Source organism: Methylocella sp. (assembly GCF_041905455.1).
In the GTDB taxonomy this organism is placed as follows: Bacteria; Pseudomonadota; Alphaproteobacteria; order Rhizobiales; family Beijerinckiaceae; genus Methylocapsa.
On the sequence record NZ_JAYRLA010000008.1, the window covers coordinates 33,525 to 53,020 of the forward strand.

General features: G+C 69.8%; 18 protein-coding genes. 8 read left to right on the forward strand and 10 right to left on the reverse strand.

What is annotated here, in order from left to right; all coding sequences use genetic code 11:
* Window position 1 precedes the first annotated feature (1 nt).
* Window positions 2-1,108 (forward strand): DNA topoisomerase IB, encoded by a 1,107-nt coding sequence (locus ACE3OG_RS08480; RefSeq protein WP_374307601.1) that lies wholly within the window; start codon window positions 2-4, stop codon window positions 1,106-1,108.
* On the opposite strand, the gene ACE3OG_RS08485 is transcribed toward ACE3OG_RS08480, so the two are convergent.
* On the reverse strand, window positions 1,105-1,620 hold the full coding sequence (locus ACE3OG_RS08485; protein WP_374307602.1) for a hypothetical protein: 516 nt from the start codon (window positions 1,618-1,620) through the stop codon (window positions 1,105-1,107). The genes ACE3OG_RS08480 and ACE3OG_RS08485 overlap by 4 nt on opposite strands.
* A gap of 146 nt (window positions 1,621-1,766) precedes the next feature.
* Between ACE3OG_RS08485 and ACE3OG_RS08490 the strand changes: the two genes are divergently transcribed.
* The gene (locus ACE3OG_RS08490; RefSeq protein ID WP_374307604.1) at window positions 1,767-3,854 is read left to right on the forward strand and encodes a catalase; all 2,088 of its coding nucleotides are present in this window, start codon (window positions 1,767-1,769) and stop codon (window positions 3,852-3,854) included.
* A gap of 11 nt (window positions 3,855-3,865) precedes the next feature.
* The gene (locus ACE3OG_RS08495; protein ID WP_374307606.1) at window positions 3,866-5,098 is read left to right on the forward strand and encodes a glycosyltransferase family 2 protein; all 1,233 of its coding nucleotides are present in this window, start codon (window positions 3,866-3,868) and stop codon (window positions 5,096-5,098) included.
* On the opposite strand, the gene ACE3OG_RS08500 is transcribed toward ACE3OG_RS08495, so the two are convergent.
* The 3 genes from ACE3OG_RS08500 to ACE3OG_RS08510 are packed head-to-tail and all read right to left on the reverse strand — an operon-like array spanning window position 4,995 to window position 7,443.
* A complete protein-coding gene (locus ACE3OG_RS08500; protein WP_374307608.1) occupies window positions 4,995-5,585 on the reverse strand; it encodes an SAM-dependent methyltransferase in 591 nt (196 codons plus the stop codon). The genes ACE3OG_RS08495 and ACE3OG_RS08500 overlap by 104 nt on opposite strands.
* The gene (locus tag ACE3OG_RS08505; RefSeq protein WP_374307610.1) at window positions 5,582-6,319 is read right to left on the reverse strand and encodes a PIG-L deacetylase family protein; all 738 of its coding nucleotides are present in this window, start codon (window positions 6,317-6,319) and stop codon (window positions 5,582-5,584) included. Before ACE3OG_RS08505 ends, ACE3OG_RS08500 begins: the two co-directional genes overlap by 4 nt.
* Window positions 6,319-7,443 (reverse strand): acyl-CoA dehydrogenase family protein, encoded by a 1,125-nt coding sequence (locus tag ACE3OG_RS08510; protein ID WP_374307612.1) that lies wholly within the window; start codon window positions 7,441-7,443, stop codon window positions 6,319-6,321. The genes ACE3OG_RS08505 and ACE3OG_RS08510 overlap by 1 nt, the downstream gene beginning before the upstream one ends.
* 156 nt (window positions 7,444-7,599) lie before the next feature.
* On the opposite strand from ACE3OG_RS08510, the gene ACE3OG_RS08515 reads away from it, so the two are divergent.
* Complete coding sequence (locus ACE3OG_RS08515) at window positions 7,600-7,770, forward strand: hypothetical protein (RefSeq protein WP_374307613.1); 171 nt, start codon at window positions 7,600-7,602, stop codon at window positions 7,768-7,770.
* A gap of 53 nt (window positions 7,771-7,823) precedes the next feature.
* Here ACE3OG_RS08515 and ACE3OG_RS08520 read toward each other — a convergent pair whose 3' ends face one another.
* Window positions 7,824-8,312, reverse strand: coding sequence for a molybdopterin-dependent oxidoreductase (locus ACE3OG_RS08520; RefSeq protein WP_374307615.1), 489 nt, complete (start codon window positions 8,310-8,312; stop codon window positions 7,824-7,826).
* Window positions 8,313-8,442: 130 nt separating this feature from the next.
* Here ACE3OG_RS08520 and ACE3OG_RS08525 point away from each other — a divergent pair, with 130 nt between their 5' ends.
* Window positions 8,443-8,871: a hypothetical protein gene (locus ACE3OG_RS08525; RefSeq protein WP_374307617.1), complete on the forward strand. Its 429-nt coding sequence runs from the start codon at window positions 8,443-8,445 to the stop codon at window positions 8,869-8,871.
* On the opposite strand, the gene cutA is transcribed toward ACE3OG_RS08525, so the two are convergent.
* From cutA to ACE3OG_RS08550, 5 genes are all read right to left on the reverse strand, one after another.
* Window positions 8,855-9,181: a divalent-cation tolerance protein CutA gene (gene cutA, locus ACE3OG_RS08530; protein ID WP_374307619.1), complete on the reverse strand. Its 327-nt coding sequence runs from the start codon at window positions 9,179-9,181 to the stop codon at window positions 8,855-8,857. The two genes, ACE3OG_RS08525 and cutA, sit on opposite strands and share 17 nt — an antisense overlap.
* A 77-nt stretch (window positions 9,182-9,258) precedes the next feature.
* A complete protein-coding gene (locus ACE3OG_RS08535; protein ID WP_374307621.1) occupies window positions 9,259-10,236 on the reverse strand; it encodes a CoA ester lyase in 978 nt (325 codons plus the stop codon).
* Between the two features lie 34 nt (window positions 10,237-10,270).
* Window positions 10,271-13,027, reverse strand: a complete 2,757-nt coding sequence (locus tag ACE3OG_RS08540) for a phosphoenolpyruvate carboxylase (RefSeq protein ID WP_374307623.1) — start codon at window positions 13,025-13,027, stop codon at window positions 10,271-10,273.
* Window positions 13,028-13,205: 178 nt separating this feature from the next.
* Window positions 13,206-14,132, reverse strand: coding sequence for a succinate--CoA ligase subunit alpha (sucD, locus tag ACE3OG_RS08545; protein ID WP_374307625.1), 927 nt, complete (start codon window positions 14,130-14,132; stop codon window positions 13,206-13,208).
* Window positions 14,133-14,194: 62 nt separating this feature from the next.
* Complete coding sequence (locus ACE3OG_RS08550; protein WP_374307830.1) at window positions 14,195-15,379, reverse strand: malate--CoA ligase subunit beta; 1,185 nt, start codon at window positions 15,377-15,379, stop codon at window positions 14,195-14,197.
* Window positions 15,380-15,724: 345 nt separating this feature from the next.
* Here ACE3OG_RS08550 and ACE3OG_RS08555 point away from each other — a divergent pair, with 345 nt between their 5' ends.
* The 3 genes from ACE3OG_RS08555 to ACE3OG_RS08565 all read left to right on the forward strand — a co-directional run bounded on the left by ACE3OG_RS08555 (window position 15,725) and on the right by ACE3OG_RS08565 (window position 19,478).
* On the forward strand, window positions 15,725-16,990 hold the full coding sequence (locus ACE3OG_RS08555; RefSeq protein ID WP_374307626.1) for a glycerate kinase: 1,266 nt from the start codon (window positions 15,725-15,727) through the stop codon (window positions 16,988-16,990).
* A gap of 178 nt (window positions 16,991-17,168) precedes the next feature.
* Window positions 17,169-18,356, forward strand: a complete 1,188-nt coding sequence (locus tag ACE3OG_RS08560; RefSeq protein WP_374307628.1) for an aminotransferase class V-fold PLP-dependent enzyme — start codon at window positions 17,169-17,171, stop codon at window positions 18,354-18,356.
* A gap of 180 nt (window positions 18,357-18,536) precedes the next feature.
* A complete protein-coding gene (locus tag ACE3OG_RS08565) occupies window positions 18,537-19,478 on the forward strand; it encodes a D-2-hydroxyacid dehydrogenase (RefSeq protein WP_374307630.1) in 942 nt (313 codons plus the stop codon).
* Window positions 19,479-19,496 lie beyond the last annotated feature (18 nt).

Below are 19,496 nucleotides of genomic sequence, written 5' to 3' on the forward strand. Positions count from 1 at the left end.
TATGGAGGCCCGAGTGCTCGATGACGCGTCTTCCGCTCTTTCCGATCCGCAGGACGCGGCGCGGGAGGCTGGGCTGCGCTACGTCAGCGACGCGCGGCCCGGCCTGATCCGCCGTCGGGCCGGCAAGGGATTCTGCTATCTCGCGCAGAACGGCGCTCGCCTCCGCGACGCCGCGACGCTGAGGCGGATCAGGGCGCTCGCCATACCGCCGGCGTGGAGCGAGGTGTGGATCTGTCCCTTCGCCAATGGCCACATCCAGGCGAGCGGGCGCGACGCCAGGGGCCGCAAGCAATACCGCTATCACGCCGATTTCCGCGCCGCGCGCGAGAGCGCCAAGTTCGATCATATGATGGTTTTCGCGAAGGCGCTTCCCGCCGTGCGCGCGCGCGTCGCGCAGGACATGGGACGGCCCGGCCTGCCGCGCGAAAAGGTGCTGGCCGCCGTCGTGCGCCTTCTTGAGACGACGCTGATCCGCGTCGGCAACGAGGATTACGCCCGCGCCAACCGCAGCTATGGCCTCACCACGCTGAAGACCCGCCATGTCGAGGTGGAGGGCGCCGAGGTGCGTTTCCGCTTCGCCGGCAAGAGCGGCCGGCGCTGGTCGCTGTCGATCAGGGACCGGCGCGTCGCGAAGATCGTCAAGGCGTGCCAGGAGCTTCCCGGGCAGGCTTTGCTGCAATATCTCGACGAGAATGGCGCGGAGCGCGAGATCGATTCCGGCGACGTCAACGCCTATCTGCGCGAAGCTTCGGGTGAGGACGTCACCGCCAAGGATTTCCGCACCTTCGCCGGCACCATGCTGGCGGCGCTCGAGCTCAAGCAGGCGCCGGAGTTTTCAAGCGCCGCCGAGGCGAAGCGCGTCCTGCGCGGGGTGATCGAGCGGGTGGCGGCGAAGCTCGGCAACACGCCGACGATCTGCCGCAAGTGCTACATCCATCCGGAGGTCTTCAACATCTATCTCGACGGCGCGCTGGTTCCGCGCATCGCCGGCGAGGACGAGGCGGAGGACGGCCCGGAGCTCGCCGGCCTCGCTCCGCAGGAAGCGGCGGTGCTCGCCATGCTGAGCGCCCGCCTCGCGACGGGCGGGCGGAGCGCCGCGGCGGCCTAAGGTCCGGCGCGCCAGGGCGTCTGCAAGGTGACGTCGGCGCCATAGGCCTCCGTCTCGAAGGCCTTGCCGACCTCGATCTCCGATCCGTCCGGGTTGGTCGGATCGGCGAGCTTCTGCTTCCAGCGCGCCCAGTGGATGAGCTCGTGCAGGACGGTGGACTCCCAGATGATCCAGCCCGTGCCGCGTTCGTATTTGTCGGCGACCTTGCCGTGAATGAAGCATGTCACCTCGCCGCCGCCGTCGGCGGCAGTGGTGCGGCCCATGGCGCGGCCGACCTTCGCGCTGTTGATCTGCACGAGCGGCCCCTTGCCCCAGGCGCAGGCCTGCGTCGCCCACACCTCGTCTCCGCACCATTTGACGAAGATCTTCCAGCGTTCCGGGACCTTGGTCTTCAGCGTCTGCGGGCTCAGCCAGTATTTCAAGTATTGCCCGCAATTGGGAAACTTGTCGGCATGGTCCTTGGTCGAGGCGGTCGGGCCGGCGTCGCCGCTGTCGAATTGTTCGAACCGCATTTTTGTCTCCGTCGCGCGAGGCGGTCCGTCAGCATCGCGCCTGCGCTCGCCGGTGCCTGTGCCGGACGGCACGCGAGGAAGCGCCGACGGCTCCGGAACTTTCCATTGCCTCCGCCGTTTGCGGCGCGCGACCGGCGGAGGCGACCATGACCGATCTCACTTACGAAACGGAACGAGGCGAGGGAGGGGAGCTGCATCAGCGCCATCCGGCCAAGGCGCCGCACGGGCCCGAAGGCCACTTGACGACCAATCAGGGCATAAGGGTCTCGGACAACCAGAACCAATTGAAGACCGGACCGTGCGGTCCCGTCGCTCTCGAAGACTTCGTCCTGCGCGAAAAGATTTTCCATTTCGATCACGAGCGCATCCCCGAGCGCATCGTCCACGCGCGCGGCTCGGCGGCGCACGGCTTCTTCGAAAACTACGAATCGCTCTCCGACCTCACCAAGGCCGACCTGTTCCAGCGCACCGGAGAACGCACGCCGCTGTTCACGCGCTTCTCGACCGTCGCCGGCGGCGCGGGCTCCGTCGACACGCCGCGCGACGTGCGCGGCTTCGCGGTGAAGTTCTACACCAAGGAAGGCAACTGGGACCTCGTCGGCAACAACATTCCGGTGTTCTTCATCCAGGATGCGATCAAGTTCCCCGACCTCGTCCACTCGGTGAAGATGGAGGCCGACCGCGGCTTTCCGCAAGCGGCGACCGCGCATGACACTTTCTGGGATTTCGTGAGCCTGATGCCGGAATCGACCCACATGCTGCTGTGGATCATGTCCGACCGCACGATCCCGCGCAACTTCCGCACCATACAGGGCTTCGGCATCCACACTTTCCGTTTCGTCAACGCCAAGGGCCGGTCGACCTTCGTCAAGTTCCACTGGAAGCCGAAGCAGGGGCTCGCCTCGACGATCTGGGACGAGGCGGTCAAGATCGCCGGCGCCGACCCGGACTTCCAGCGCCGCGACCTGTTCGAGGCGATCGAGCATGGCGATTTCCCCGAATGGGAGCTGGGCGTTCAGACCTTCGACGAGAAATTCGCCGAGAGCCTGCCCTACGACGTGCTCGATGCGACGAAGATCATCCCGGAGGAGATTTTGCCTGTGCGCCCGATCGGGCGCATGGTGCTCGACCGCTATCCCGACAATTTCTTCGCCGAGACCGAGCAGGTCGCCTTCTGCCCGGCGAACGTTCCCCCGGGCGTCGACTTCACCAACGATCCTCTGCTGCAAGGACGCCTGTTCAGCTATCTCGACACTCAGAAGAGCCGCCTGGGCACAGCCAATTTCCATCAGCTGCCGATCAACGCGCCGAAATGCCCCGTCATGAATTTCCAGCGCGACGGGCAGATGCAGATGGCCATCCCCAAGGGTCGCGCCAACTATGAGCCGAACGGCCTCGCCGAAAACGGAGAGGACAGCGGGCCGCGCGAATGCCCGGCGACCGGCTTCAGGACCTTCCCGGCGCCCGAGCAGGGCGACATGCTGCGCGTGCGCCCCGAAGGCTTCGCCGACCACTACAGCCAGGCGCGCCTGTTCTATCGTTCGCTCGATCCGGCCGAGCAGGCGCATGTCGCCTCCGCCTTCGCCTTCGAACTCTCCAAGGTGGCGATCGAGGCGGTGCGCGAGCGCGTGCTCGCCAATCTCGGCAACGTCGACCCCGATCTCGCGGGCCGCGTCGCGAACAGGCTCAACGTCGCTTGCCCGAAGCCCTCGCCGACGGCGGCGCCGGTGCTCGACCTCGAGCTGTCGCCGGCGCTGCGCATCATTCGCGGCGCTCTTGACCTCGACACGCTCAAGGGCCGCACTGTGGGCGTGCTGATCGCCGACGGCTCGGACGGCGCAATTCTCGACAGGGTCGTCGCCGACGTCGAGAAGGCGGGCGGGCGCGCGTTCATCGTCAGCCCCAGGGTCGGCGGCGTGAAGCTCGCCGACGGCTCCGTGCGCAAGGCGGACGGCCAGCTCGCCGGCTCGCCCTCGGTCCTCTTCGACGCGGTCGCCCTCGCGCTGTCCGCCGAGGCCTGCGCGGCGCTGACGAAGGAGGCCGCGGCCGTGCAGTTCGTCATGGACGCCTTCGGCCATCTCAAGGCCATCGGCTTCACGCCTGAGGCGAAGCCTCTGCTCGACAAGGCCGGCGTCGAACCGGACGAGGGCGTCGTCGCGCTCGACAGGAATTTCGTCAAAGCCGCCGGCAAGCGCTACTGGGATCGCGAGGCCAAGGTGCGCATGCTCGCCTGAGGAGCCGCGCCATGCGCGCCGACTTCGCCGGCGCGACGCCGACCGCAGCGTTTCGCGCGCGAGGCGCGCACGTTTCGAGAGAGGACGTCGCGCCGCGAATTGTCGTCGCGCTGCCGGCGCGCGACGAAGCGGAGCGCGTCGAACATTGCCTTCGCGCGCTCGGCGCGCAGGCTGGCGAGCTGCCGCAGTTCGGCGTGCTTCTCTTCGTCAACAATTCGCGCGACGAGACCTGCGCGCGGGCGATCGCGCTGGCGCCCGCGCTTCCCTTCGCGTTGCGCGTCGTCGACGCCGAGCTTTCGCGCGCGTTCGACCATGCCGGCGGCGCGCGGCGCGTCGCCCTCGACCTCGCCGCGCTCTGGCTGGAGGAAGGCGGGGACGGCGCCGGCTTCCTGTTCACCACCGACGCCGACAGCGCCCCCGCGCCCGGCTGGCTCGCCGCCGCGATGCGCGCTTTCGCCGCCGGCGCCGACGCCGTGGCCGGACGCATCGCGCTCTTTCCCGACGAGGAGGAGAAGCTCTCGCCGGCCCTCAAGGCGCGCGGCGCGCTGGAGAGCGAATATGAAGCGCTGCTCACCGAGATTTTCGCGCGGCTCGATCCACGTCCGCACGACCCCTGGCCGCGCCACGCCGCCGAGCCCGGCGCGAGCCTCGCCCTGACGCTCTCCGCCTATCGCCAGATCGGCGGCGCGCCGCTCGTCCCTGCGGGCGAGGACCGCGCGCTCGCGGGCCTCGTCGAGGCGCACGGCCTCAGGCTGCGCCACGAGCTTGACGCGCTCGTGTTCACGTCCGGCCGGCTCGTCGGGCGCGCGCGAGGCGGCGTCGCCGACGCGCTGCGCCTGCGCACCGAGCAGCCGCAGGCCTGGTGCGATCCCTATCTGGAGCCCGCCGCCCGCGCGCTCGCCCGCGCCGCCGCGCGCGGACGGTTGCGCGCGCTTCACGCGGCGAGCGCGGCGCACGAGGCCGGCCTGCTCGCCTTGAGCCTCGGCGTCGGCGCGCCCACGCTGCGCGAGGCTGCGCGCGAGCCGTCCTTTCACGCCTGCTGGACGAAGCTCGAGGCGGCGAGCCCGGTCCTGCGCCGCCGTCTGTTGCGTCCGCGCGCGCTGCCGCGCCAGATCGCGTTCGCCGGCGCGGCGCTGCGCCTCATTCGCCTGCGCGCCGCGCGATCAGGTCCAGCCGATACGCCGCTTCTCGCCGCGCCGACAGAGGCGACGCAAAGCTTTGGGACGCCTCCAGGAACGCCGTGACGGCGTCGTCGCCGGAAAGGGGATAGTCGGTCTCGCCGAGCCAGTGGACGAGCGCGCAATGCCCGCCCGGCCTCAGCGACGCGCCGACCTTTTCGGCGAGGCGCGCGACATTCGCGCGGTCGAAAAAATAGACCAGCTCCGACAGGATGACGAGATCGAAGGTCTCGTCGTCTGGCCAGTCCTGCGGAACGCGCGCGCGCCTGAATGCGACGTTGCGCGCGTCGGCGCAACGCGCCCTCGCGCGCGTGAGCGCGGCCTCGGCGCAATCGAGCGCGAGCAGCCGCCCGCAGCGCGTCGACAGCGCCAGCGTGAACACGCCGATCGAGCAGCCGACCTCGAGTGCGGCGCCGTAGCTCCGGCGCGGCAGGGCGGCGAGCGTAGCGGCGTATTTTTCGCGCTCGTAGGCGCTCGTCTCGAAGCGCCACGGGTCGGCGTCGCGCGCGTAGAGCGCGTTGAAATAGCCGGGCTCGATCGACGCGCGCCTCATGCCGCAACCGTGAAGAAGGTCTCGAAGGGCTTGTGGAAGCGGGCGAGCGTATCCGGCGGTAGGATGACGACCGGCGGGTCGTTGTCGACCATGGCGGTCGTCTGCGAGCGATGGGCGGCGATCGCCCGGCGCTTGCGCCAGAAGCTCGCCGTGACGTCGAGCCGGAAGCCGCGCGGGGCCACGCCGACCGCGGCGTCGTCGGCGAGGGAGAAACCCCAGATCGGATAGGCGAGCAGGGCGACGCCGCGCAGCCTCTTCGCGGCGGCGGCGGCGATGGCGAAGGCGGCCTGATGGTCGCAGTGGGGATCGAACCCCCAGGTGACGAGGAGCGCGGTGGCGCCGATCCGGCGCGCGCAGGCCTCGATGCGCCGCGCCGCCTGCTCCGCCGCCGCGCCGCGGCGCGGCGCCTTCGTGTCCGGCAGGCGCAGGAACGCGACCGCGGCGCGGGAGAGGCCGAGCGCCGCGGCCGCCTCGAGCGTCTCGGCCTCGCGCAGGGCGCGCAGCCGGGCCGGCGGATGGTTGCGCGAATTTGGATGGGAGCCGCAGCCGTCGGTCACGACGACGATCCTGACCGGGCGGCCCTGCGCCCGCGCGAGCGCGACGAGGCCGCCGCAGCCGAGCGATTCATCGTCAGGGTGCGGGGCGACCACCACCACGCCGCCGGCGCCGATGATTCGTTCGAGCGGCGCAAGGGGAAGTTTTCGCGCGGCGGCGAGGAAGGTCGCGGCGCGCATCAGGGCCGCTCCCATTGCTCGCCGATCGGACGCTCCGAACGGGCGAGGAAGCGCGCGGCTTCGGTCAGCGCGCGATCGGGCGCCGGCTGGCGCAGATAGGTCGCGAGATCGCGCGAAAGGCGCTCGATCGGATGCGGGCGCATGAAGGCGGAAAGGCCGACCGAGCGGTGGACGAGCTCCAGCACGTCGAGCCCGGCGCGCTCGACGGCGAGCCGCGCCAGGTCGACATAGGCGACGGCCGCCTCCGCGTCTTCGAGATGGGCCGCCTGCGCCGCCCCGAACGTCCACAGCCGCGCCGTCTCGACGGCGATCGCCGCCTGTCCGAGCCGCGCGGCCTGATGCGGATCGTCCGCTCGCGCCGTCTTGACGAGATGGGCGCGGGCAAGGTCGAACAGCGCGGCGATCCCGCCGTAATGGACGGCGGCGAAGCGCCAGGCGCCGGCCGAGAACAGCGGCTGGCGGTGGTAGTCGTCGGGACCGCCGACGATCTCTTCCGCGCTTGCGAAAAGGCCCGAGAAGTCGACGGCGCCGGAGGCGGAGGCGCGCATGCCCTGCGCGCGCCAGCCGGCGAGATCGGCCTTCGCCGTCGCGGCGTCGGGAACGACCATCAACAGCGCGCCGGACGGCGCGCGCGCGGTGATCAGCGGATAGCGCACGAAGCCGGCGCCGGAGGCGAGAATTTTCGCGCCTTCGAGCCTGAAGCCGTCGCGATGAGGCTCGAGGCGCACGCCTTGCGCGCCTTCCGTGTTCCACACGGCGAGCAGCTCGCCCTCCTGCGCGCGAATCGCCGCCGCGCCCGCCTGCGCCGGCGTCCCGTAACGCAGGATCAGGGTCAGGGCGTTGACGTGGCCTTCATACAGACGGCCGAGCGGCAGGCTGCCGCCCCCGAGCGCCGAAAGAACGAGGGCGAGGGCGTTCGCGCAAAGCGGCTCGGCGAGGTCGGAGCCGCCGAGGCGGGCGGGCAGGGGCGCGCGCAAGAGGCCGCAGCGGGAGAGCGCCTCGATCTCGCGCGCGGGAAACGAATCGTCCGTGTCCAGCGCCGCGCCGCAACGCGCCGCCTGCGCGGCGACGCCGCGCGCCGCGTCGACGCAGGCGCGCCGAACATCCTGAATCGAACCAGCCACCAACCGCCTCGCGCCAAGCCTCGCAGGGCAACGCGGCTCAGGCCTGCGAGGTTCGCGCCGCGGCGGCCTTCATCGCGAGGGAACCTCGTCGGCGCTGGCTGGTTGTAGCGCGGCCTCAGTCGCACGTTCGCGTCGCGGCCAGCGAAAGGACACGTCATGACCATGAGAAGCGATGATCCGAGACGGACTTCGGACGAACCGCCGGAGGTGTTGACGCCGATCGAAGCGCGGCAGGGCTCGCGCAACCAGATGACGCGCTACGTGCTGCGCTACGGCCTCATTCTCGTTGTGATCGCTTTCCTCGTCATCTATTTCACCCACCGCTGACGCGCTCCGCGCGGTCACGCCGCCTCCGGCGGCGGAACAGGAGGCAAAGCGCCTCAGCGCAGCCGGACGAGCGTGATCGTCGTCAGCGATCGCGCGGCGCGGGCGGGCCGCAGGTCGCCTTCGACCACGAGACGCAGCGGCCCGGCTTCCTCGCCGAGCGGCGCGCCGTCCATGGCGAGCGCGACGATCACCCGCTCGCTGCGCGTGGCGGCGTCCGTCCCGGCGAGATCGAGGGCGACCTTGTAGCCGTCTTTCGCCTCGGCCAGGACAACGTCGGCCATATGGGGGCCGCGGATGTCCTTTCCGCGGGGCGCGCCGACTTTCGCGAGCAGGTCGCCGAGAAGCGGGCCTTCGTAGACGTGGCGGACGCCGTGCTGCTCGACCTCGACTTTTTCGCGCGGCATGGCGGCGAGTTCTACGAGCGTCAGCTCGGCGCGCTCGCCGTCGAGCCCGCGCAGCGCGAGCGTCGGCGCGTCGGCGGCGCGCAGGGCGCATGAGGCGAAAGCTGCGAACAGCAGCAGGGCGAAGGCGGCGCGGCGCATTCGGAACTCCTTCGGCGAAGCGCCCTTATAGCGCTTGTCAGGCGCCGGCGCCCATGAGACGCTTTCCCGACGCGCGCCGCGCGGCGCGCGAGGAAGCGCGGCGTCCCCGCATTGCGAGAGGAGCGAAGCGATGAATCATTGCCAGCCTTATCTGTCGGCGGCCGCGCTCGGCGTCGAGGACTGGGAGCGCAACGAGCTGATCGCGCTGGCTTCTCGCCTGCTCAACGAAGACGTCGCGCTCGACATGACGCGGGCGGCCTCGGACTGCGGCTCCGTCGGCTGCGTCGGCGGCCACATGGCGCTGGCGCACGGGATGTCGGCGCTCGGCGCGCGCCGCTACGTGCAGGACGCGGCGCAGGCGGATTCGGCGCTGGCGTCGCTGTTCTTTCCCGACCTCACGGTGAACAAGGCGCATCCGGGCTGGCGCGCGCGGCCCGTCGAAGCGGCCCACGCGATCCTCAACTTCCTCACCACGGGCGCGCCTGACTGGGACGGGGCGATGGGCGCGCGCGCCGCGTCGCGGCGGCGTACGCGCTCGAACGTCATGGCGCCTGCCTGACCCAGGCGGGAGGAGCGTCGCGGTCGAGCCATTCGAGGAAGCCGGAGTTCACCGAACTCGGCGCGATCTCGGCGACGCAGTTGAGATAGGGCGCGACGGCGGCGACGATGGGCTCGACGACGGCGCGCATGTCGTCCTGCGTCTTGACGATGAGGAGCGTCTCGGGCTCCTCCTTGATCTCCTCGCCGAAACGGTAGGCGCAGGTGATCGGCATCCAGTTGCAGCACACCGCCGCGCGCTGCTCGAGGAGGGCGCGGGCTATGCGCCGCGCCTCGTCGTCGGTGTTGAGCGTGACGTAGAAGATTTTCATGAGCGGGTCCGGGCGCGAGAGCGCCCGGATAAGATCATGCGCGAAGGGCGGGGGTCAACGCGGCCCGCCCGCGACCCTCAGGCGGCGAGCCCGATCGAATCGGCCTTGGCGAGCAGCGCCTCGGCCATGCGGATCGAGGCGATGTCGATGAGGCGCCCGTCGAGCGAGACGGCGCCCTTGCCGGCCTTGGCGGCCTCGTCCATCGCCGCCAGGATGCGGCGCGCCTTGGTGACCTCGGCGTCGGACGGCGTGAACACCTTGTTGGCGAGCTCGATCTGCGAGGGGTGGATGGCCCACTTGCCCTCATAGCCCAGCACGGCGACGCGGTTCGCGGCGGCGATGAAGGCGTCGGGATCGTTGAAGTCGCCGAACGGGCCGTCGATCGGGCGCAGGCCGTAGGCGCGGCACGCGACCATCATGCGTGTCTGCGCCGCGTGCCAGGGATCGGCCCAGAAGTAGCTGCGGTTTCCGTTCGCGTCCTTGTCGGTGAGCACGCCGTAGTCGGGGTTGACGCCGCCGATGACGGTGGTGCGGGCGCGGGTGGAGGCGGCGTAGTCGGCGACGCCGAAGGACATCGCCTCGAGCCGCGGGCTCGCCTGCGCGATCGCCTCGACGTTGGCCATGCCGAGCGCCGTCTCGATCAGCACCTCGAAGCCGATCTTCTTCGTGCGGTTCTTCGCCGCCTCGATCTGGGTGACGAGCATGTCGAGGGCGTAGACGTCCTCGGGAACGCCGACCTTGGGGATCAGGATCATGTCGAGGCGCGGACAGGCTTCGACGATGTCGACGACGTCGCGGTACATGTAGTGCGTGTCGAGGCCGTTGATGCGCACCATCATCGTCTTGCGGCCCCAGTCGATCTCGTTGAGGCCCTGGATGATGTTCTTGCGCGCCTGCTCCTTGTCGTCGGGAGCGACGGCGTCCTCGCAGTCGAGGAAGACGATGTCGGCGGCCGAGGTCGCGGCCTTCTCGAACAGGCCCGTGTTGGAGCCCGGCACGGCGAGCTCGGAGCGATGCAGGCGAGGCGTCGCCTGCGGGACGATGGTGAAGCTCATTGGATCACACCTCTGTGTTGGGAGCGGGACGCGATCAGCCTGTCGCGCCGAGGCCGCTCGAAATGCAGTTGATGGAGAGCAGGAGGTTCGACTTGAACGCCTCCTTGCTCAGTTCGTCCGGCGCGGCGCGGAAGGCCCGCAACAGCTCGACCTGCTCGCGGTTGATCTTGTTGATGGTCGGCAGCCGCGTCGCGAGGCGGTTGGAGTAGATCGGGAAGCGTTCGCCGATCTCCTCCTCCTCGGTGATGGTGAGCACCATCTCGCGCGTCAGCCTGTATTCGCGCGTCACCATGGCGAAGATCTCCTCGCGCACGTCGTCGTCATAGACGAGCTCGGCGTAGGCGCGGGCGATGTCGAGGTCGACGAGGGCGAGCGTCTTCTCGACCTCGCCGACGACCATGTGGAACAACGGCGATTCGGCGAACATCTGCCGCAGCAGGGCGAGGCCGCGCTCCTTGCGCACCTCGACGAAGCTCGCGAGGCCGCTGCCGACGCCGTACCAGCCGGTCACCACATGGCGGTTCTGCGACCAGGCGAACACCCAGGGAATGGCGCGCAGGTCGGCAAGGGTGCGCGCGCCGAAGCGCCGCGCCGGACGCGAGCCGATGTTGAGCATCGAGATCTCGTCGAGCGGGCTCGCCGACTGGAAGTAGGTCAGCAGGTCCTTGTGGTTAATGAAATTGGCGTAGGCCGCGTGCGAGGCGCCGGAGAGGGCCTCCATCGCCTCCTCGAACTCGGCCCGCTTGGCGGAGCTCGCGCGCTGCGAGGTCAGCGCGTGGTCGAGCACGCTCGCCGCCAGCGTCTCCATCTGGTAGGCGGCGGTGCCCTTGTTGGCGTATTTGAACGACACCACCTCGCCCTGCTCGGTGACGCGCAGGCGGCCGCGGATCGAGCCCGGCGGCTGCGCGGCGATGGCCTTCGCCGTCGGCGCGCCGCCGCGGCTGACCGAGCCGCCGCGGCCATGGAAGAAGGAGATCGGGATGCCCGCCTCGTCGCCGATCTTGGTGAGCTTGTCCTGCGCCTTGGCGAGCTCCCAGTTCGACGACAGGAAGCCGCCGTCCTTGTTGGAGTCGGAGTAGCCGATCATCACTTCCTGCACGCCGCCCTGCATGCGGGCGCTGCGCCGCACGAGCGGCTGCGACAGGAGATCGCGCATGATCTGCGGCGCGGCGCGCAGGTCCGTGATGGTCTCGAACAGCGGCGTGATCGGCAGCAGGCAGGCCTCGACCCGCGTCGCGTCGTGGTAGAGGTCGGCCTCCTTGGCGAGCAGGTAGGCGCCCAGCACGTCGGCGGCCGAGCGGGTCATCGACAGGACGAACGAGCCGAAGGCCTCGCGGTCGAACTCCTCGTTCGCGTCGCGCGCGAGGCGGAACATGCCGAGCGTCTCCTCGGCCTCCGGCGGCAGGACGCGGCGGACCGGCGCGCCGCTGCGCGGACGCGCCAGCTCGGCGAGGATCCAGGCCTTCCATTCCTCCGATTCGGGCGCCGGCGGCTCTCCCGCCTCGTCCGGGTTCATCGCCCGCCACAGCGCCTGCAGGGCGCTGGTGAGCTTGGTCGTGTTCTCGCGCAGGTCGAGCCTTTGCGCGCGGAAGCGGAAGATCTCCGCCGAAAAGCGCACCGGCCGCACGATATCCTGGGCGACGCCCGAGCAGCCGCTCTGCGTCAGCGCCTGCTCCATCACCGAAAGGTCCGCGATCAGCTCGTCCGCGGTGAGGTAATGGGGGCCAGCGACGGGCCGGCCTTCGTAGAGCGCGAGGGTCGCGCCGATCTTGGCGTGGGCGCAGGTGAGGAACTGGCGGTAGGGCTCGCCGGGATTGCGCTGCGCGATTCCGGCCCCGTCGCCGCTTTCGGCGAGCGCGCGGGCCAGCGCCTCGCGAAAACCCTGCGGCGTCGGCAGCGCGCGCTCGGAGATCGACAGGTTCTTCATCAGCGCGGCGAGCTTCTGCTCATAGAAGCGCAGCGGCGCCATCGCGTTCTCGGTCAGCGCCCGGCGGGTCACCTTGTTGGTGACGAACGGGTTGCCGTCGCGGTCGCCGCCGATCCAGGAGCCGAACTGGAAGAACTGCACGAGCGGGAAGGATTTGTCGGGATAGAAGCGGCGCAGGGCGCGGTCGAGCTTCTTGAGGAGTTCCGGGACGCCCTCGAACAGCGTCTCGTGGAAGAAGTGCAGCCCCCAGGCGACCTCCTGCGCGACGGAGGGCTTCTCGAGCCGCAGCTCGCCGGTCATCCACAGGAGCTCGATCTCGTCGCGCAGCTGGTCGATGATCGCGGAGCGCTCGCGCGCCGTCCAGCGCGGCTGCTCGAGCTCGACGAGCAGGCGGTAGATGCGCCGGTGCTTCTCGAGCACCGTGACGCGCTTGGCCTCGGTCGGGTGGGCGGTGATGACCGGACGCACGCGCGTTCCGGCGAGCTTTTCGGCGACGTCCTCGGCCGACACGCCGAGCCGCGCCGCCTTGGCGATGACGTTGGCGAAGCCGCCCTGCACCGCCTGCTCGCCGAGCTCGCGCTCCGTCTGGCGGCGCCCGCCCATCGCCGCGTCCTGCTCGATGATCGACAGCAGCTGGAACCAGATGCCATGCGCCTGGAAGGCGCGCGAGAGGACGTCGGGGGCGGCGCCGCGCGTCGAGGCCTCGCCGGTCAGGATCGGCGACATCTCGGGATGATGGCGCTGCACCACCTCGAGCAGGAGCTGGCGCAGGAGCGAGGCGATCTTCTCGCCGCTGGGGGCGCCGTCGGCGACGAAGTCGCCGGCTGTCTGGGCGGCGCGCGTCTCGGCTTGGGTGTCGTTCATGGCGGGCGCTTCCTTCGCGTCAGGACGGCGTTTCGCGCCGCGGCCCGACGGCGCGGCGCCTTCCCGGCCGGCCGCCGTTGGGCCGGCGCAGGTTCTGGGCCCGTCCGGCGCGGCCGGGCGGGCGCTCGCGGGAAGATCCCGGAACGGGACGGCCCGCGCGCGGCGCGGGCGTCCGGCGTCAGCCGGCGTGAGCCGCTTGGGGCGCCTTCGCGGGGGTCGTCGGACGCCCCAGCACCTTCGCCATCGTGGCGCCGAGTTCGCTCGGGCTCGGGGCGACGGTGAGGCCGTAGGACTTCATGATCTCCGACTTCTCGGCGGCGCTGTCGCCGGAGGCGGAGATGATCGCGCCGGCGTGGCCCATGCGGCGGCCCTTGGGGGCGGTGAGGCCGGCGACGTAGCCGACGACCGGCTTCGTCATGTTGTCCTTGATCCAGGCCGCGGCCTCGGCCTCCTGCGGCCCGCCGATCTCGCCGATCATCATCACGGCTTCGGTCTCGGGATCCTGCTCGAACAGCATCAGATGGTCGAGGAAGGCGCTGCCGTTGATCGGGTCGCCGCCGATGCCGACGCTGGTCGAGACGCCGATGCCGAGCTCCTTCATCTGCGCGGCCGCCTCGTAGCCGAGCGTGCCCGAGCGCGAGACGATGCCGACCGAGCCCTTCATGTAGATGTGGCTCGGCATGATGCCGAGCATCGCCTTGCCGGGGCTGATGATGCCGGCGCAGTTGGGGCCGACCATCATGGTGCGGCGGCCGCGCTGGTAGCGCAGCAGGTAGCGCTTGACGCGCATCATGTCCTGCGCCGGAATGCCGTCGGTGATCGAGCAGACGAGGCCGATGCCCGCGTCGGCCGCCTCCATGATCGCGTCGGCGCAGAAGGCCGGCGCGACGAAGGTGATGGAGACGTTGGCGCCGGTGGCGCGCACCGCCTCCTTCACCGTGTTGAACACCGGGCGGCCGAGATGCTCCGTGCCGCCCTTGCCCGGGGTCACGCCGCCGACCACGTTGGTGCCGGTCTCGATCATCTCCTTGGCGTGGAACGTGCCCTTGTCGCCGGTGAAGCCCTGAATCAGAACCCGGCTGTTTTCGTCGATCAGAATGCTCATCGATTTTCTCCTCGAGCCGGCCGCGCCGCCGTCTCCGGCGTGGCGCGGCGGCTTTTCCGGGTTCAGTTCACGGTGCGGGCGGCGGCCTCGGAGCTCGCCTTGACGGCGGCGGCGGCGGCGTCGGCGAGCGTCGTCGCCGAGATGATCGGCAGGCCGCTGTTGACGATGATGTCGCGTCCCGCGTCGGCGTTGGTGCCGGACAGGCGCACCACCAGCGGCACGTTGACGTCGAGCGTGCGGCAGGCCTGCACCACGCCCTCGGCCACCCAGTCGCAGCGGTTGATGCCGGCGAACACGTTGACGAGGATCGCCTTGACGTTCTTGTCGGACAGCACGAGGCGGAAGGCCGCCGCGACGCGCTCGGGAGAGGCGCCGCCGCCGACGTCGAGGAAGTTCGCCGGGGCGCCGCCGGCGTATTTGATCATGTCCATCGTCGCCATGGCGAGGCCCGCCCCGTTGACGATGCAGCCGATGTCGCCGTCGAGGCCGACGTAGTTGAGATTGTGCTCGGCCGCCTGCACCTCGCGCGGATCCTCCTGGGAGTGGTCGCGCATGTCGGCGACCGTCGGGCGGCGGAACATCGCGTTGTCGTCGAACGACATCTTGGCGTCGAGCGCCAGCACGCGGTCGTCCTTGGTCACCACCAGCGGATTGATCTCGACCATCGTGGCGTCAAGGTCGCGGAAGGCGCGGTAGCAGCCGAGGATGCATTTCACCGCGCGGCTCATCTGCTTCAGGTTGAGGCCGAGGCCGAAGGCGAGCTCGCGCGCCTCGAAGGCCTGCAAGCCGACGGCCGGCTCGACCACCACCTGGAGAATCTCCTCCGGGTGCTCCTTGGCGATCTCCTCGATCTCCATGCCGCCGAAGCGCGAGGCGATGATGCGCACGCGCTCCACCTTGCGGTCGAGCACGAAGCCGAGGTAGATCTCGCGCTCGAACGGCTCGGCCGCCTCGACGTAGACGCGCTGGACGATCTTGCCTTCGGGCCCGGTCTGGTTGGTTACGAGCGTCTTGCCGAGCATGTCGCTCGCCGCCGCGCGCACCTCGTTGTAGGTTTTGCAAAGCTTCACGCCGCCGGCCTTGCCGCGGCCGCCCGAGTGGATCTGCGCCTTCACGGCCCAGTTCCAGCCGCCGAGCTCGGTCGCGCAATACACCGCCTGGTCGGGGCTGTAGGCTACCGCGCCGCGCGGAGTCGCGACGCCGAAGTTGGCCAGGATCTCCTTGGCCTGATACTCGTGAATGTCCAGCTTCCCCTCCTCCGGTTGATGGACGCGTCGCCGCCGCGCGGCAGACCGCTCGTCCCGCATTTTCTTTCGCAGCGCAGTATATGCAGCGCGTTATCCTTGACGACGCCAGCTATGGGCATGATGCCGCAGCGGCGGCGAAGAATATCAGCCGCCTCGGTGCTTGGCCATCGCCAGGCGACGACGACGGGCGGCGCCGGACGACCTTATAGCGCGCCGCCGCGCCGTTTCGCTCCTTTATTTTTTTTTTTTTCTCCTCAGTTTATTTAGGCTCGGGGCGAGCTTGCGGGCGCGGCTAAAAGCGCGGATAAGAACGCGACGATTACGAAGCGTGGATCTCAACTCGCCATGACGCTCGACCCCGGCAAGCTTCTTCTCGACATGTTCGCGGCCGCCGTCGCCGCGGCTGCGCCGGAAAACCGCCTGCCGCCGCATCTGCCGGCGCGGCCGAAGGGCCGCACCATCGTCGTCGGGGCGGGCAAGGGCGCCGGGGCGATGGCCAAGGCCGTCGAGGACGCCTGGGACGGCCCGATCGAGGGGCTCGTCGTCACCCGCTACGGCCATGGCGCGCCGTGCAAGCGCATCGAGGTGGTCGAGGCCGGCCATCCGGTGCCGGACGCCGCCGGCCGCGAGGCCGCCGAGCGCATCCTGGCCATGGTCCAGGGTCTTTCCGCCGACGATCTCGTGCTGTGCCTGATCTCGGGCGGCGGCTCGTCGCTGCTTGCGCTGCCGGCCCCGGGCGTGAGCCTCGCCGACAAGCAGGGCCTCAACAAGGCGCTGTTGAAGAGCGGCGCCAACATTTCCGAGATGAATTGCGTGCGCAAGCACCTCTCGGCGATCAAGGGCGGCAAGCTCGCCGCGGCCGCCGCGCCGGCGCGGGTCTGCGCGCTGCTGATCTCCGACGTGCCCGGCGACGATCCGAGCGTCATCGCCTCGGGGCCGACGGTCGCCGATCCGACGACCTCGGCGGACGCGCTCGCCATTCTCGAGAAGCACGCCATCGCCGTTCCGGACAATGTGCGCGCCTGGCTCGAAAGCCCGCAGTCGGAGACGCTGAAGCCCGGCGATCCGCGCCTTTCCGGCGTCGAGAACGTGATGATCGCGACGCCGCAGATGTCGCTCGACGCGGCGGCCGAGGTCGCGCGCGCGGCGGGCGTCGCGCCGATGATTCTCGGCAACGACATCGAGGGCGAGGCGCGCGAGGTCGCCAAGGTGCTCGCGGCGATCGCCCGGCAAGCCTATCATTTCGGCCAGCCCGCGCCGACGCCGCTCGCGTTGATCTCGGGCGGCGAGACGACGGTCACCGTGCGCGGCTCCGGCCGCGGCGGGCGCAACGCCGAATTCCTGCTGGCGCTCGGCGTCGCGCTCGACGGCCATCCCGGGATCAGCGCGCTCGCCGCCGACACCGACGGGATCGACGGAACGGAGGACAACGCCGGCGCGCTGCTCTTTCCCGACAGCCTCGCGAAGGCCGCGGCGCTCGGCGTCAGCGGCAAGGCGCGTCTCGCCGACAACGACGGCTACAGCTTCTTCCAGTCCCTCGGCCAGCTCGTCGTCACCGGGCCGACGCGCACCAATGTGAATGATTTCCGCGTCATCCTCGTTACGCGCTAGGCGCGCCCGCAAGAAACGGGGGCGCGTCGCCGCCGCAGGGCGCGGCGCGCGGCGGCACAGGGCGAGTATTGGCTGAGTTGATCCGGCGGGAGGCCCGCCGGAGGCGTGCGCGCCCGCGACTTGAGATTGTTGGGCGTTTCGTGGATACTACTAAAGTAGTGTTAATGGAGGATATCGAATGCCGGGCCGTCATTTTCTCTTCGTCCCCGGGCCGACGAACGTTCCGGAGCGCGTCCAGCGCGCCATGGTCGTGCCGATGGAGGACCATCGCTCGCCGAAGTTCCCGGAGCTGACGCTGCCGCTGTTCGAAGGCGTCCGCAAGGTCTACAAGTCCAAGGACGCGCAGATCTTCCTGTTCCCGTCCTCGGGCACGGGCGCTTGGGAGTCGGCCTTCACCAACACCCTGTCGCCCGGCGACAAGGTGCTGATGTCGCGTTTCGGCCAGTTCAGCCATCTGTGGATCGACATGGCCCAGCGGCTCGGCTTCGAGGTTCAGATCCTCGAGGAGGAGTGGGGCACGGGCGTGAAGCCCGAGAGGATCGAAGAAGTCCTGCGCGCCGACAAGTCGCATGCGATCAAGGCCGTCTGCGCGACGCACAATGAGACTGCGACGGGCGTCACCTCCGACATCGGCGCCGTGCGCAAGGCGATCGACGCCGCCGGCCATCCGGCGCTGCTGTTCGTCGACGCCGTCTCGTCGCTCGGCAGCATCGACTTCCGCCAGGACGAGTGGGGCGTCGATCTCGCGGTGTCGGGCTCGCAGAAGGGCCTGATGCTGCCGGCCGGCATGGGCGTGCTCAGCGCCAGCCAGAAGGCGCTCGCGGCTTCGAAGAAGGCGACGTCGAAGCGCTGCTACTTCGACTTCGACGACATGATCAAGGCCAACGCGACCGGCTACTTCCCCTATACGCCGCCGCTGCCGCTGCTCTACGGCCTGCGCGAGGCGCTGGCGATGATCGAGGAGGAAGGCCTCGAGAACATCTTCGCTCGCCACGCCCGCCTCGCCGGCGGCGTGCGCGCCGCGGTCAAGGCCTGGGGTCTGACGCCCTGCGCCAAGGAGCCGAAGTGGAACTCCGACACGGTCACGGCGATCGTCGTGCCGCAAGGCCATAACGCGGTCGAGGTCATCAGCACGGCCTACCGCCGCTACAACCTCTCGCTCGGCGCGGGCCTGTCCCAGCTCGCCGGCAAGGTGTTCCGCATCGGCCACCTTGGCGATCTCAACGAGCTGATGGTCGCCGGCGCGCTCGCCGGCGCCGAGATGGCCATGGCCGACGTCGGCGTCCCGGTCCAGCTCGGCGGCGGCGTCGCCGCGGCGCAGCACTTCTGGCGCTCCTCCGCGGCCGCGCCGGCCAAGGCCGCCTAAGAGACCGCCCGAGCTCCCCGCCGGAGCTCCAACGACCGCCGCCGCGCCATCCCGGCGCGGCGAAGCCTCAGGCCCCGCGCGGCGTTTCCGTCGCGCGGGGCCTTCTCCAGAAAAACCACAGGCCGCCAAGGCCCGCGCGGAGGCTTCGCACCTTACGTCGCGCCCGGATCAGGAAGCGCCGTGCAACATTCGATCGTCTTTCTCGACCGCTCCACCCTTGAAGCGAATGTGCGGGCGCCGTCCTTTCCGCACACCTACAAGGAATATGACGTCACCGCGCCTGAGCAGATCGTCGAGCGCCTGAAGGGCGCGACGATCGCCATCACCAACAAGGTGCCGCTGCGCGAGGCGACCCTCGCGGCGCTGCCCGACCTCAAGCTCATCGCCGTCGCGGCGACCGGCACCGACGTCATCGACAAGGCCTTCGCCAAGTCGCGCGGAATCGTCGTGTCGAACATCCGCAACTACGCCTTCAACACCGTTCCCGAGCATGTGTTCGCGCTGGCCTTCGCCTTGCGCCGCAACATCGTCGCCTATGTCGAGGACGTGCGCGCCGGCCGCTGGCAGGAATGCGACCAGTTCTGCTTCTTCGACCATCCGATTCGCGACATGCGCGGCTCGACGCTGGGGATCGTCGGCTATGGCGCGCTCGGCAAGTCCGTGGCCAAGATCGCCGAAGCCTTCGGCATGAAGACGCTCGCCTACGACGCGTTCCCGCAGCCCGGCCTCGTCGATTTCGAGACGGTGATCCGCGAGAGCGACGTCATCACCCTGCACGCGCCGCTGACGCCCGAGACCAAGAACATGATCGGCGCGAGGGAGCTCGGGATGATGAAGCCCACCGCGTTGCTCATCAACACAGGGCGCGGCGGCCTCGTCGACGAGCAGGCGCTGGCCGACGCGCTGACTAAGGGGAAGATCGGCGGCGCGGGCTTCGACGTGCTGACCGTCGAGCCGCCGAAGCAGGGCAACGTCCTGCTCGACCTCAAGCTTCCCAACCTGATCGTCACGCCTCACGTCGCCTGGGCGAGCCGCGAGGCGATGCAGATTCTCTCCGACCAATTGATCGACAACGTAGAGGCCTTCGCAGCCGGCAAGCCGCAGAACGTCGTCGAAAGCTGAGCGAAGCCAAAACTCCTG

Coding starts and splice junctions, on each gene's coding strand:
- ACE3OG_RS08515 (WP_374307613.1), top strand. CDS start 7,600: ATGACCATGAGAAGCGATGATCCGAGACGGACTTCGGACGAACCGCCG.
- ACE3OG_RS08480 (WP_374307601.1), top strand. CDS start 2: ATGGAGGCCCGAGTGCTCGATGACGCGTCTTCCGCTCTTTCCGATCCG.
- cutA (WP_374307619.1), bottom strand. CDS start 9,181: ATGAAAATCTTCTACGTCACGCTCAACACCGACGACGAGGCGCGGCGC.
- ACE3OG_RS08560 (WP_374307628.1), top strand. CDS start 17,169: ATGCCGGGCCGTCATTTTCTCTTCGTCCCCGGGCCGACGAACGTTCCG.
- ACE3OG_RS08540 (WP_374307623.1), bottom strand. CDS start 13,027: ATGAACGACACCCAAGCCGAGACGCGCGCCGCCCAGACAGCCGGCGAC.
- ACE3OG_RS08495 (WP_374307606.1), top strand. CDS start 3,866: ATGCGCGCCGACTTCGCCGGCGCGACGCCGACCGCAGCGTTTCGCGCG.
- ACE3OG_RS08500 (WP_374307608.1), bottom strand. CDS start 5,585: ATGAGGCGCGCGTCGATCGAGCCCGGCTATTTCAACGCGCTCTACGCG.
- ACE3OG_RS08535 (WP_374307621.1), bottom strand. CDS start 10,236: ATGAGCTTCACCATCGTCCCGCAGGCGACGCCTCGCCTGCATCGCTCC.
- ACE3OG_RS08490 (WP_374307604.1), top strand. CDS start 1,767: ATGACCGATCTCACTTACGAAACGGAACGAGGCGAGGGAGGGGAGCTG.
- ACE3OG_RS08505 (WP_374307610.1), bottom strand. CDS start 6,319: ATGCGCGCCGCGACCTTCCTCGCCGCCGCGCGAAAACTTCCCCTTGCG.
- ACE3OG_RS08525 (WP_374307617.1), top strand. CDS start 8,443: ATGAATCATTGCCAGCCTTATCTGTCGGCGGCCGCGCTCGGCGTCGAG.
- ACE3OG_RS08485 (WP_374307602.1), bottom strand. CDS start 1,620: ATGCGGTTCGAACAATTCGACAGCGGCGACGCCGGCCCGACCGCCTCG.
- ACE3OG_RS08555 (WP_374307626.1), top strand. CDS start 15,725: ATGACGCTCGACCCCGGCAAGCTTCTTCTCGACATGTTCGCGGCCGCC.
- sucD (WP_374307625.1), bottom strand. CDS start 14,132: ATGAGCATTCTGATCGACGAAAACAGCCGGGTTCTGATTCAGGGCTTC.
- ACE3OG_RS08520 (WP_374307615.1), bottom strand. CDS start 8,312: ATGCGCCGCGCCGCCTTCGCCCTGCTGCTGTTCGCAGCTTTCGCCTCA.